Origin of the sequence: Novosphingobium aerophilum, from assembly GCF_014230305.1 — a bacterium.
GTDB classification, from domain to species: Bacteria; Pseudomonadota; Alphaproteobacteria; order Sphingomonadales; family Sphingomonadaceae; genus Novosphingobium; species Novosphingobium aerophilum.
Window position 1 is genome coordinate 56939 of record NZ_JACLAU010000009.1, and the last position, 12735, is coordinate 69673.

Sequence of the window (12735 nt, forward strand, 5' to 3'; positions counted from 1 at the left end):
CCGATGGCCCTCAGGCCGGGACTGGGCGAGGACAGCCGCGCCTTCCTCGAACGGCTGATCGGCGAACCGCTCGTCGATCCGGCGCTGTGGTGCGAGGCCCTGACCCACGGCAGCACCGGCGAACCGCGCAATTACGAACGACTGGAGTTCCTGGGCGATCGCGTGCTGGGCCTGGTCATTGCCGAATGGCTGCACGAACGCGGCACCGGCAACGAGGGCAAGCTTTCGCAGCGGCTCAATGCCCTGGTCAGCCGCGACATGAACGCCGCCATCGCGCGGACCATCGGGCTGGGGCCGCACATGCGCCTGGGCAAGCAGGCGCGCGACGATGGCGGGGCCGACAGCGACAATATCCTGGGCGACGTGCTCGAGGCCCTGCTCGGTGCCAGCTTCGTCACCCGCGGGTTCGAGGCGACCCGGGCGCTGGTCCGCCGGCTGTGGTCGGATCCCGTCGAGGGCCGGGTCGGCCAGAGCAAGCACCCCAAGTCGGCCCTGCAGGAATGGGCCGCGGGCAACCGCCGGCGCATGCCGCATTACAAGCTGATCGAGCGCACCGGGCCCGACCATGCCGCCCACTTCCGCGTCGCGGTGGAGGTCCACGGGGTCGGCGAGGTCGAGGCCGAGGGCTCAAGCAAGCAGGAAGCCGAAACCGCCGCAGCTGCTGCCTTTCTGCAGCAGTTCGGCTAAGCACCCTGCCCAACCGTTGCGCCGGGCCTGCGACAGGCTCAGGCCGGGGCGGGCCATGTTCTGACAGGATTGCCGATTGCCCCACTCACCCACACCCGCCCAACTCGGCCTGCGACAGGCCCGGACCGAGCGGGCCATTTTCTGACGGGATTGCCGATTGCCCCACTCACCCACACCCGCTCAGCCTGAGCCTGTCGAAGGCCACGCGCCCCCCTCGCCCCAGTCCTGCGGCCTCGTCGCCGTGCTGGGCGCGCCGAATGCCGGCAAGTCGACCCTGGTCAACCAACTGGTCGGCCAGAAGGTGGCGATCGTCTCGGCCAAGGCGCAGACCACGCGCGCCCGGCTGATGGGGATCGCGTTGGAAGGGCCCGCGCAGATCATCCTGGCCGATACGCCGGGGATTTTCGAGCCGCGCCGCCGGCTGGACCGGGCCATGGTCAACGCCGCCTGGGACGGCGCGCAGGAGGCCGACGCCATCCTGCTGGTGGTGGATGCCCGCAAGAAGAAGATCGATCTGCTCGAACCGATTCTCAACGCCCTGAAGGACCGGCCCGAGCGCAAGCTGCTGGTGCTCAACAAGGTCGATCAGTGCGTGAAGGAGCCGCTGCTGGCTCTGGCCGAACAATTGACCGCGCTGGTCGGCTTCGACGAGGTGTTCTTCGTCTCGGCCCTGACCGGCGATGGCGTGCCCGAGCTCAAGACCCGGCTGGCGGCGCTGATGCCGGAGGGGCCCTGGCACTATCCCGAGGATCAGGTCTCCGACGCCAGCGAGCGGCTGCTCGCCACCGAGATCACCCGCGAGCAGCTCTACCGCCAGTTGCATGACGAGCTGCCCTATGACAGCGCGGTGCGGCCCGAGAGCTATAGCCACCGCAAGGACGGATCGATCGAGATCCACCAGCAGATCGTGATCGCCCGCGACAGCCAGAAGGCGATCGTGCTGGGCAAGAAGGGCAGCAAGCTCAAGGCGATCGGCGAGGCCGCTCGCAAGGAGCTGGCCGATCTGCTGGGCGTGAAGGTCCACCTGTTCCTCCACGTCCGCGTCGAGGAAGGCTGGGCCGACAGCCGCGAGATCTACGAGGAGATCGGGCTGGAGTGGACCAAGTGACCGGGCGCGCGCGCCTGCTGGCGATGGCCTTCGCCCTGGCGACAGCCGGCTCCCCCGCGATTGCCAGGGATCGGGCTCTCCCGGCGCTGGCGGCGGGCGACCGCTATGTCGCGATGGGCAGTTCCTACGCCGCGGGCCCCGGGGTGGGCACGGCGGCAGAAGGGCCGGCGCGCTGCGGCCGTGGGCAGCTCAGCTATCCGCACCTGGTGGCGGCGGCCCTGTCGCTGACGCTGGTCGATGCGACCTGCAGCGGATCGACCACCGAACACGTGCTGGGCCCGTGGGGCGAGCTGCCGCCGCAGATCGATGCGGTCGATGCCGAGACCCGGTTGGTCACGATCACCTCGGGCGGCAACGACATCGGCTTTGTCCGCAATCTCTTCGCTGCCGCCTGCGCGACGATGCCGGCCGACGGTCGCCCGGCGCAGTGTCCGACGGCCCAGCGGCCGACCGCGGCGGATTGGACCGCGCTCGAGGCGCGGATGCATCGCATCGCCGCGGAAGTCCGGCGTCGCGCGCCCCGGGCCCGACTGGTGTTCGTCGACTATGCCACGATTCTGCCGGCGCGGGGTGGGTGCGCTGCGTTGCAGGGAGCCCCGGCCGATCTGGATGCCAGCCGCAAGGATGCGCTGCGACTGGCCGCCCTGACCGCGCGGGTCGCCCGCCAGGAAGGCGCGCTGCTGCTGACGGCGTCCCGGCTGACCGCAGGCCATGGGCCCTGCGATGCCGATCCGTGGAGCTTCGGCAGCACGGCACCGCAGGGCAGCGTTCCCGTCCATCCGGGCCCCAAGGCCCATGCGGCCATCGCCGAAACCCTGGTCGCCAGGCTCGCGGCCGGCCGATGATCCAGCGCGAACTGCTCGGCACAGCCCAGGTCCCGGGCGGGACCGAGCTGCGCCTGTTCCGCCACGATCGCGATTTCATGATCGTGATGGGCCACAACGAGCTGATGAGCAGCCGGATGAGCGGTTCGGAGGTCGCCCTCGCCACCGAGACGATCAAGCGGCTGCGGGACCGCCCCGCCCCGCGCCTGCTGATCGGCGGCTATGGCATGGGTTTCACCCTGCGCGCCGCGCTGGCCGCGCTGGGCCCGAAGGCCGAACTGGTCGTCGCCGAACTGGTGCCCGAGATCATCGCCTGGGCCCGGGGCCCGATGGCCGACCTGGCCGCCGGCTGCCTCGACGATCCGCGCGTGCGGCTGCTGATGGGCGACGTGGGGATCACCATCGACGGAGCCCGCGACGAGTACGACGCGATCCTGCTGGATGTCGACAACGGCCCCGACGGGATCGTCCGCGACGGCAACGACGGGCTCTACACTGCGTCGGGGCTGAGAGCCGCGCGCAACGCGCTGCGCCCGGGCGGTGTGCTGGCGGTGTGGTCGGCCGGGCCCGATCCGGCCTTCACCCGGCGGCTCGAGAAGAACGGCTTCACGGTGGAGGAAATCCGCGTGGCGGCCCGCAGCAACGGCAAGGGGCCGAAGCACACGATCTGGTTCGGGGTGCCGCGCTGACAGTGTGCCGTCAGCCGTCGCGGTCGGCTGCTGCACGCAACAGCTTCAGCCATGCCGGACGACGGGCATAACGGGATCGCATCCGCGCCTCATCCCGTTCGAGCGAGCGGCACTTCAGCCTGGCCGCGGCATCGCGGATCTGGGCGGCGCGTTCGGCGTCGTAGGGCTCCTCGCCGCCCCAGTGATTGCAGCCCAGGCGCCGTTCGACCACGGCGCGCAGGTCGGGCGGAGCCTGGCGCAGCACCCGGGCAAAGGCATCGTCGGACATTCCCGCCGCCATCACCAAGGCCCAGAGCATCTTCCCCCTCCTTCCGCCTACCGCAGCTTGGCGATCGCGAACCCATGCTGCCGGGCCGCGTCCTTGGTCGATTCCTCGGTGCGGTTAAGCGCCTTGGCGATCTCCTTCAGCCCCTTGCCCTTGCCGGCGAGGACCTGCAGCTTCTGGAGCTCCTCCGGCTTCCAGGGCTGCTTGTGGCGGGCAAGCTTCTCGCTCATTCCGCAGCCTTCTTCTTCGCTGGCGCTTTCTTGGCCGGAGCCTTCTTCGCCCCCGCCTTCGCTGCCGCAGGCTTCTTCGCCGCAGCCTTCTTCGGCGCGGCCTTCTTCTTGCCCTTGGCCGGGCCCTTCGCGGCGCGTGCGTCGATCAGGGCGACGGCGGCTTCCTCGGTCAGGTCCTCGGGCTTCTGGTCGCGCGGTAGGGTGGCATTGGTGGTCCCGTCGGTGACATAGGGACCATAGCGCCCGGCCATCAGCTTGATCACCCCGCCCGACGTGGGATGCGCGCCGAAGGTCTTGAGCGGTTCGGCAGCAGCCCCGCGGCCCCGCGCCCCGGCGCCCGCAGCGGCTTCGGCCAGCTTCATCACCGCCGCGTTCATGCCGGTTTCGAACACCTCGGCAGTGGAACGCAGCCGGGCGTACTTGCCGTCATGCATCAGATAGGGACCGTAACGGCCGATGCTGGCGGTGATCGGCAGGCCGCTCTCCGGATGGTTCCCCACCTCGCGGGGGAGTGACAGCAGCTTCACCGCCCAGTCCAGGTCGATCTCGGGAATGTCCTTGGGGATCGAGGCGCGCTTGGCCTCCTTGCCTTCGCCCAACTGGATATAGGGCCCGAAGCGCCCGGCGCGGCGGGTGATCTCCAGCCCGGTCGCAGGATCGGTGCCGAGCGGGGCGTCGTCGCCACCCTCGGCGCCCTCGCCGCCCGGCTGGGCGAACTTGCGGGTGAACTTGCAGTCCGGATAGTTGGAACAGGCGACGAAGGCCCCGAACCGCCCGCCGCGCAGCGACAGTCGCCCGGCCCCGCACTTGGGGCACAGCCGCGGATCGCTGCCGTCCTCGCGGGGCGGGAACAGGTAGTCCGACAGGAACGCGTCGAGCGCCTCGGTCACCTCGGAGGGCTTGCGCTCCATCACCTCGTCGGACTTCGGCTTGAAGTCGCGCCAGAACGCGGCGAGCACGTCCTTCCATGCGGCACGGCCGCCCGACACGTCGTCCAGCTCATCCTCCATCCCGGCGGTGAAGTCATAGGCGACGTAGCGATCGAAGAAGCGTTCCAGGAAGGCGGTCAGCAGCCGCCCGGACTCCTCGGCGAAGAAGCGGTTCTTCTCGGTGCGGACGTAGTTGCGGTCCTTCAGCACCTGCAGCGTGGCGGCATAGGTGGAGGGCCGGCCGATGCCCAGTTCCTCCAGCCGCTTGACCAGCGAGGCCTCCGAATAGCGGGGCGGCGGCTGGGTGAAATGCTGCGCAGCATCAACCCCGCGCTTGGCCGGGGTATCGCCCTGCTTCAGCGCCGGCAGCAGCGCGCCGTCCTCGTCCTCGCCGTCGGCCCTGTGGTCGCGTCCTTCCTCGTAAACCGCCAGGAATCCCGGGAATTTCACCACCTGGCCGGTGGCGCGCAACTCGTGCTGGCCGGTGCCGTCCCGCAGGGTGACCGTGGTCCGCTCGATATTGGCCGAGGCCATCTGGCTGGCCATGGCGCGCTTGTAGATCAGATCATAGAGCCGCGCCTCGTCACCCGAACCATAGCGGTCCTTGGCGAAGTCGGTCGGACGGATCGCCTCGTGGGCTTCCTGCGCGTTCTTGGCCTTGGTTTCATAGTGTCGCGGCTTTTCGGGCAGGTAATGCCCCGAATAGCGATCGGCGATGGCCTTGCGCGCGGCGGAGATGGCGCTGGGGTCCATCTGCACGCCGTCGGTCCGCATGTACGTGATCGCACCCGCCTCATACAGCGTCTGGGCCACGCGCATCGTGTGGCTGGCCGAAAAGCCCAGCTTGCGCGCGGCCTCCTGCTGCAGGGTGGAGGTGGTGAACGGCGGATAGGGATTGCGGCGGGTCGGCTTGGTCTCGACCTCCTCGACGCGGAACGTGGCGCTTTCGACCAGGGCCTTGGCCTTCATCGCCGTGCCCTCGTCGCCCAGGCTCAGCCGCTCCAGCTTTTCGCCCGCGAACTTGACCAGCCGGGCCGGGAACTCGGTGCCGCCCTGTTCCAGCCGGGCGATGACCGACCAGTATTCCTGGGCACGGAACAGCTCGATCTCGCGCTCCCGCTCGACGATCAGGCGCAGCGCGACCGACTGGACGCGCCCCGCGCTCTTGGCCCCCGGCAGCTTGCGCCACAGCACGGGGGACAGGGTGAAGCCGAACAGGTAATCGAGCGCGCGCCGCGCCAGATAGGCGTCGATCAGGTCCTGGTCGAGCTCACGCGGGGCCTGCATCGCCGCCAGGATCGTGTCCTTGGTGATGGCGTTGAAGGTGACCCGTTCGACCTCCTTGGGCAGGGCGCGGCGCTTGGCCAGCAGTTCGCGCACGTGCCACGAAATCGCCTCGCCCTCGCGATCGGGGTCGGTCGCCAGGATCAGCCGGTCGGCCTCCTTGGCGGCATCGGTGATCGCCTTCACCCGGCTTGCCTTGTCGCCATAGAGCTCCCAGTCCATCGCGAACGCCTCGTCCGGACGGACCGAGCCGTCCTTGGGGGGCAGGTCGCGGATGTGGCCATAGGAAGCCAGGACCTTGTAGCCCTTGCCGAGGTACTTCTCGATGGTCTTGGCCTTGGCCGGGGACTCGACGATGACAAGCTGCATGATGGGAATGAACGCCCTTACGTGTGTACGTGCGCGAGGGTGGGGATGGCGGGGCCGGGGCGTCAAGGGCGGAAGTGCCCGGACAGGCACCCGGTTCGATCGTGGGATGCTACGCCGACCGCGACACCCGTCCCCCGGCGTGGCGCACCAGGCTGCCCGCCAGCTCCAGCTCGAGCAGCGCCAGTTGCACCGCCGCCGCGCTCTCGCCCGACTGGCGCACAAGTTCGTCGACGGCGACCGGGGCCGTGGTGAGCAGCGCGGTCACGTCCGCGGGCCGGTCCGCAGGCTCGGCCAGCAGGAACGGGGCCGAGGGTTCGCGCAGCGGCGCCCGTGGCGTTCCGTCAAAGCCCGAGAGCAGTTCGATCACGTCCTCGGCCGACTGGACCAGCACCGCGCCGTCGCGGATCAACTGGTTGCAACCACGCGACCGGCTGTCCAGCGGCGAGCCAGGCACCCCCATCACCTCGCGTCCCATCTCGCCCGCCAGCCGCGCGGTGATCAGCGAGCCCGAGTTGGGCGTCGCCTCGACCACCACGGTGCCGGCGGCAATCCCGGCGATGATGCGGTTGCGCGCCGGAAAGTGGCGGGCGAGCGGTTCGGTGCCCGGGGGCTGTTCGGTCAGCAGCAGGCCGCGGGTGGCGACCTCTTCCTGCAGCGCGGCGTGTTCCGGCGGATACGTCACGTCGATGCCGCTGGCGATCACCCCGATGGTTCCGCCCCCGCCCGCCACGGTTGCCGCCAGCGCGCCCTGATGGACCGCGCCATCGATCCCCCGGGCAAGGCCCGAGACCACGGCATAGCCCGCATCGGCCAGGGCGGCGGCAAAGTCGCGCGCGATCCGCACCGCCGCGGCCGAGGCGTTGCGCGCGCCGACCATGGCGACGGCTGGCCGGTGGACCAGCGCGCCCTCCCCCCGCGCGATCAGGATCGGCGGCGCGCCTTCGGCCTGGCCCAGCAGCGCCGGATAGTCGGGCGAATCGTGGAACAGGTAGCGCGCCCCGGCGCGGCGCACGGCGGCCAGCTCGGCCTCGACCCGGGCGGGCAGCGCGGGCTGGTAGGGGCGGCCGGTCCTGCCGACCAGATCGGGCAGCGCCTCCAGCGCGGCCGCGGCCGTACCGAAGCGGGCGAGGAGCTGCGCATAGGACACCGGCCCGACATTGGGCGAACGCAGCAGGCGGATGCGGGCGAAGGCCTCGTCGCGGGACAGCGCGGGGGCCTCCGCGGTGGTCATGTCTTGCTGCCGACCTTCGGTTCGGTTCCGGCGATCAGCCGGCCTATGTTGGCGCGGTGCAGCCACAGCACCAGCACGGCGAGTGCCGCAAGTACCGGGGCGTAGGCAGGATAGCCCAGCAGCCAGGCGGCGATCGGGGCGGCCACGGCGGCGGTCATGCCGCTGAGCGAGGACAGCCGGGTGAGGGCCAGCATGCCCAGCCAGACCGCGGCATAGACTCCGCCAATCGCCACGGCGAAGCCGAGCGAAACGCCCATCAGCGTCGCCACGCCCTTGCCTCCCCTGAAGCGCAGCCACAACGGGAAGCAGTGCCCGATCACCGCCGCGCCTCCGGCCAGCGCCACGAAGTCGGGCGCGAACAGGCGCCCCAGCCATGCAGCCGCGAAACCCTTGCCCAGATCGAGCAGCAGGGTGGCGGCGGCCAGGCCCTTGCGCCCCGTGCGCAGCACGTTGGTGGCGCCGATGTTGCCCGATCCGATCGCCCGCAGATCGCCCGCGCCGGTCAACCGGGTGAGGATCAGGCCGAACGGCACCGAGCCCAGCAGGTAGCCCAGCCCCAGCGCCGCCAGCATCGTCTTGTCCACCGCACCCGTCCCTTTCCGCGCCCTCGACGCCGCCTGCTTAACCAGAGTCCTTGCATTCGCGCAGGGAAAAAATAGGGATGCCGCCAATATGGCGCAAACCCCTTCCCCCGCGGCCGGTCCGGCTGCCGTCGATCCCGCCGCCCCTGTGCTGCTGTTCGATTCGGGCGTGGGCGGGCTTTCGGTGCTGGGCGCGGTGCGCGCGCTGCTGCCCGATGCGCCGGTGATCTATGCGGCGGACAATGCCGGCCTGCCGTATGGCGAAAAGACCGAGGCGGAGATCGCCGCGCGGGTCGCCGGGCTGCTCGGCCGGATGACCGAGCGGCTGCGCCCGCGGCTGGTCTGCATCGCCTGCAACACCGCGTCCACCATCGCCCTGGCCATGGTGCGCGACGTGCTGGAGGTGCCTATCGTCGGCACGGTTCCCGCAATCAAGCCCGCCGCCGCGCAGACCCGATCGGGCGTGATCGGGCTGCTCGGCACGGCGGCGACGATCCGCCAGGGCTATGTCGACCGGCTCGAGGCCGAATTCGCCGGCGGCAAGACCCTGCTGCGCTTCGCCGCGCCCGAACTGGTCAGCGCGGCCGAGGCCCGGTTGCGCGGCGAGCCGGTGGACCCGGCAGTCTTCGCCCGCGCCGCCGCCGGCCTGCGGGACCAGCCCGGGGGCGACCGGATCGACACGGTGGTGCTGGCCTGCACGCACTTCCCGCTGATCGCCGAGGACCTGGCCGCCGCGTTCGGTCCGACGGTGGACTTCGTTGACGGATCGGCGGGGATCGCCCGGCGCATCGCCCACCTGCTGCAGGGCCAGACCTTCGCCCGGCGCGAGCCCGATCTGGCGCTGTTCACCGGGGACGAGCCGGGCCTGGCCGCGCTGCAGCCCGCGCTCGACCGCTATGGCCTGACCCGCCGCGCCCTGTTCTGACACCGGCCAGTCCCCCACCTGCCCTTTGGTCCCGGGGCGACATTCCCCCTCTAAACAGTAGAAAGCGGCCGCCCGATGCGGTAGAGCGCCCGCGACGGCCGCCGGGACGGGATCGCGGCAGCCGCAACGGGCGCATGGCCTCGACCGGTGCGAGAGGTCCGGCAAGGGACGTTGGCAGACGTGAACTACGACCAGATTTTCGACGCCGCGATCGACCGTCTCCATTCGGAGGGGCGTTACCGGGTGTTCATCGACATCCTGCGTAACAAGGGCGCCTATCCCAACGCGCGCTGCTTTGCCGGGCACAACGGGCCCAAGCCGATCACCGTGTGGTGTTCGAACGACTATCTGGCCATGGGGCAGCACCCCAAGGTGATCGCGGCGATGGAGGAAGCGCTCCACAACGTCGGAGCCGGATCGGGCGGCACCCGCAACATCGGCGGCAACACCCATTACCACGTGGAACTGGAACGCGAGCTGGCCGACCTGCACGGCAAGGACGGCGCCCTGCTGTTCACCTCCGGCTATGTCAGCAATGACGCCACGCTCTCCACCCTGGCCCGCATCCTGCCGGGCTGCGTGATCTTCTCGGACGAGCTCAACCACGCCAGCATGATCGCCGGCATCCGCAATTCGGGCGCGGAGAAGAAGGTGTTCCGCCACAACGATGTGGCCCACCTGGAAGAGCTGCTGGCCGAGACCGACCCGGCCCTGCCCAAGCTGATCGCCTTCGAATCGGTCTATTCGATGGATGGCGATGTCGCCCCGATCCACGCGATCTGCGACCTGGCCGAGAAGTACAATGCGCTGACCTACATCGACGAGGTCCATGCCGTGGGCATGTACGGCCCGCGCGGCGGCGGGATCACCGACCGCGACGAGGCGGCCCACCGGATCGACATCATCGAGGGCACACTGGGCAAGGCCTTCGGCGTGATGGGCGGCTACATCGCCGCCGATACCCGGATCATCGACGTGATCCGGTCCTATGCGCCGGGCTTCATCTTCACCACCTCGCTCTCGCCGGTGCTGGTCGCGGGCGTGCTCGCCTCGGTCCGCCACCTGAAGGAATCGAGTGTCGAGCGGGACGGCCAGCAGGCCGCTGCCGCCACGCTGAAGCAGCTGTTCACCGAAGCCGGTCTGCCCGTGATGGCGACGACCACTCACATCGTGCCGCTGATGGTGGGCGATCCGGTCAAGGCCAAGCGGATCAGCGACATCCTGCTCGCCGAATATGGTGTCTACGTCCAGCCGATCAATTTCCCCACGGTCCCGCGCGGGACCGAGCGGCTGCGCTTCACCCCCGGCCCCTCGCACACCGAGGCGATGATGGTCGAACTGACCCGCGCGCTGGTGGAGATCTGGGACCGGATGGAACTGAAGCTCGCCGCCTGAGCTGTTGAGAGGCCGAAGACCTCAGGGGTTTCCCTAGGGGCAACACGCCTCGCCGCATCCTCGTCACGCATCGTCGGGCCTCGTCAGGCGCCGGGCTTGAACATCGCCGCCGGCCACCGCACTGTCGGGGTGACGACGCGACGGACGGGATCACGGTCCCGCCGCGCACCGACGGGATCGCACGGACGGCACATGATCACTTCGCGCAGGCGCCTCATCGGCGCCATGGCGGTGGGCGCTACGGCACTGGGCCTACCCCGCAATCTGACCTCGGAACGCGCCCTGGCGCAGGTGGCGGACCCGCGTCCGCTGGACCTTGGCGCCACCGCGCTTGGCCATAACCGCTTCCGCGAGGTGCTCCTGCCGCAGGTCCGCGCCGCGCTGGACCGCCACTCCGCCGTTGTCACGCGACGGGACATCGCCGGGCTGGTCGACTTCTCGGCCCCCTCGCGCGCCGCACGGTTCTATCTGCTCGACATGGAGGAAGGGCAGGTCATCTCGACCCACCTCGTCGCCCATGGCAAGGGCTCCGACCCGGCGAACAGCGGCTGGGTGGAGCGGTTCTCGAACCGGCCCGGGTCCTTCGCGTCGAGCGAAGGGTCCTTCATGACCAGCCAGACCTATGTGGGCGAACATGGCCGCTCGCGCCGGCTGATCGGGCTGGAACCCCAGAACGACATGGCCGAACCCCGCGCCATCGTCATCCATGGCGCCGCTTACGTCGATCCGAACATGGCGGTCAGCCAGGGCCGCGTCGGCCGCAGCCAGGGCTGCTTCGCTGTGTCCCGCCGCGAAATCGACGACGTGCTCGAACTGCTGGGCGAAGGCCGGCTGCTCTTCGCCGCCAAGTAGCCTGTACGCAGCTTCGCTCTGGCCGTGGCGCGCGGCCTGCGGCATGTTCGGCGAAGATGGCCACCCAGTCCCCCGCCCCGCACGCCCACCCGGTCTATGCCGCCATGGGCGAGACGATCTTCGAAGCGATGTCGGCGCTGTGCCGCGATGGCAGCCGCGTCAACCTCGGCCAGGGTTTCCCCGACGACAACGGCCCGCCCGAACTGCGCGATGCGGCGGCCCGCGCCCTGGCCTCGCGGTCCAACCAGTACCCGCCGATGGCCGGCGTGCCCGAACTGCGCGACGCCGTGGCGGCCTTCTATCGCCGCACCCAGGGCCTCGACCTGACGCGCGACGGCGTAATCGTCACTTCGGGCGCGACCGAGGCGCTGACCGCCGCGATCCTCAGCGTGGTCGCGCCCGGCGACGAGGTGCTGGTCTTCGCGCCCAGCTATGACCTTTATGCGCCGATGGTCCGCCGCGCCGGGGGCACTCCGGTCTTCGTGGCCCTGACCCCGCCGGCCTGGCGCTATGACAGGGCCGCCATTGCTGCGGCCATCACCCCGCGCACCACCGCGATCATCGTCAACGATCCGCTCAACCCGACCGGATCGGTGGCGAGCGCGGCCGAACTGGCCGACCTCGCCGCGCTCTGCTCCGATCACGATCTGGTCGCGATCTGCGACGAGGTGTGGGAGGGCGTGCGCTTCGATGGTGTGCCGCACCGCTCGCTGCTGAGCCTGCCCGGCATGGCCGAGCGCACGATCAAGATCGGCTCGGCCGGCAAGCTGTTCGGGCTGACCGGGTGGAAGATCGGCTGGCTCTGCGCCGCGCCGGCCATGGCCCGGCTGGTCGCGCGGGCGCACCAGTTCCTGACCTTCACCACCATGCCCGCGACGCAATATGCCGTGGCGGAGGGTCTGGCCCGCGATGATGTGCTCGCCCGCCAGCACGCCGGTTGGGCCCGGACCCGCGAGGCCCTGCTGCGCCTTCTGGCCGATGCCGGTTTCGCCGTGCTCCCCGCCCCCGCCACCTGGTTCGCCTGCATCGACCTCGCCGCTTCGGGGATCGCGCTGGACGACGCCGAGTTCAGCCGCCGGGCCGTGCACGAAGGCGGTGTGGCGACGATCCCGCTCTCGGCTTTCGTGGAGGACGGAGCCCCGACCGGCGTGGTGCGGCTGTGCCACTGCAAGGACGAAGCCGTGCTGGCCGAAGGGGTACGGCGGCTGGCGGTGTTCCGGGATGGGTTGGGGTAGATATCCGACGGCAGATGCGGAATCCCGGGGCAAGCCCGGGATGACGATGGAAAGAAGGGGGGATCAACTGCAATGACCTTTTGCACCTGGTTGCGGCCCCTCGCTCTCTCCCCTTCAGGGGACAGATACGG

General features: G+C 70.1%; 13 protein-coding genes. 8 read left to right on the plus strand and 5 right to left on the minus strand.

Annotated elements, in window-relative coordinates; translation table 11 throughout:
• Positions 1 to 3: 3 nt before the first annotated feature.
• The 4 genes from rnc (at position 4) to H7F49_RS08395 (ending at position 3308) form a co-directional block, all read left to right on the plus strand.
• Positions 4 to 687 (plus strand): ribonuclease III, encoded by a 684-nt coding sequence (rnc, locus tag H7F49_RS08380; protein WP_185683135.1) that lies wholly within the window; start codon positions 4 to 6, stop codon positions 685 to 687.
• Between the two features lie 157 nt (positions 688 to 844).
• A complete protein-coding gene (gene era / locus H7F49_RS08385; RefSeq protein WP_185683136.1) occupies positions 845 to 1795 on the plus strand; it encodes a GTPase Era in 951 nt (316 codons plus the stop codon).
• On the plus strand, positions 1783 to 2640 hold the full coding sequence (locus tag H7F49_RS08390) for an SGNH/GDSL hydrolase family protein (protein WP_185683137.1): 858 nt from the start codon (positions 1783 to 1785) through the stop codon (positions 2638 to 2640). The genes era and H7F49_RS08390 overlap by 13 nt, the downstream gene beginning before the upstream one ends.
• The gene (locus H7F49_RS08395) at positions 2637 to 3308 is read left to right on the plus strand and encodes a spermidine synthase (protein WP_185683138.1); all 672 of its coding nucleotides are present in this window, start codon (positions 2637 to 2639) and stop codon (positions 3306 to 3308) included. The genes H7F49_RS08390 and H7F49_RS08395 overlap by 4 nt, the downstream gene beginning before the upstream one ends.
• 10 nt (positions 3309 to 3318) lie before the next feature.
• Here H7F49_RS08395 and H7F49_RS08400 read toward each other — a convergent pair whose 3' ends face one another.
• The 5 genes from H7F49_RS08400 to plsY form a co-directional block, all read right to left on the minus strand.
• Positions 3319 to 3606, minus strand: a complete 288-nt coding sequence (locus H7F49_RS08400; RefSeq protein ID WP_185683139.1) for a hypothetical protein — start codon at positions 3604 to 3606, stop codon at positions 3319 to 3321.
• 17 nt (positions 3607 to 3623) lie between these two features.
• Positions 3624 to 3803: a hypothetical protein gene (locus H7F49_RS08405; protein ID WP_185683140.1), complete on the minus strand. Its 180-nt coding sequence runs from the start codon at positions 3801 to 3803 to the stop codon at positions 3624 to 3626.
• The gene (topA, locus tag H7F49_RS08410; RefSeq protein WP_185683141.1) at positions 3800 to 6385 is read right to left on the minus strand and encodes a type I DNA topoisomerase; all 2586 of its coding nucleotides are present in this window, start codon (positions 6383 to 6385) and stop codon (positions 3800 to 3802) included. Before topA ends, H7F49_RS08405 begins: the two co-directional genes overlap by 4 nt.
• Positions 6386 to 6494: 109 nt before the next feature.
• A complete protein-coding gene (gene dprA, locus H7F49_RS08415; RefSeq protein WP_185683142.1) occupies positions 6495 to 7616 on the minus strand; it encodes a DNA-processing protein DprA in 1122 nt (373 codons plus the stop codon).
• Complete coding sequence (plsY, locus tag H7F49_RS08420) at positions 7613 to 8188, minus strand: glycerol-3-phosphate 1-O-acyltransferase PlsY (protein WP_185683178.1); 576 nt, start codon at positions 8186 to 8188, stop codon at positions 7613 to 7615. The genes dprA and plsY overlap by 4 nt, the downstream gene beginning before the upstream one ends.
• Positions 8189 to 8288: 100 nt before the next feature.
• Between plsY and murI the strand changes: the two genes are divergently transcribed.
• The 4 genes from murI (at position 8289) to H7F49_RS08440 (ending at position 12604) form a co-directional block, all read left to right on the plus strand.
• Positions 8289 to 9122 (plus strand): glutamate racemase, encoded by an 834-nt coding sequence (gene murI / locus H7F49_RS08425; protein ID WP_185683143.1) that lies wholly within the window; start codon positions 8289 to 8291, stop codon positions 9120 to 9122.
• Positions 9123 to 9302: 180 nt separating this feature from the next.
• Positions 9303 to 10517: a 5-aminolevulinate synthase gene (hemA, locus tag H7F49_RS08430; RefSeq protein WP_185683144.1), complete on the plus strand. Its 1215-nt coding sequence runs from the start codon at positions 9303 to 9305 to the stop codon at positions 10515 to 10517.
• A 192-nt stretch (positions 10518 to 10709) separates the two neighbouring features.
• The gene (locus tag H7F49_RS08435; RefSeq protein WP_185683145.1) at positions 10710 to 11369 is read left to right on the plus strand and encodes a murein L,D-transpeptidase catalytic domain family protein; all 660 of its coding nucleotides are present in this window, start codon (positions 10710 to 10712) and stop codon (positions 11367 to 11369) included.
• A 56-nt stretch (positions 11370 to 11425) separates the two neighbouring features.
• Positions 11426 to 12604 carry an aminotransferase gene (locus tag H7F49_RS08440; protein WP_185683146.1) on the plus strand — a complete coding sequence of 393 codons (1179 nt, stop codon included), beginning with the start codon at positions 11426 to 11428 and terminating at the stop codon, positions 12602 to 12604.
• Positions 12605 to 12735 lie beyond the last annotated feature (131 nt).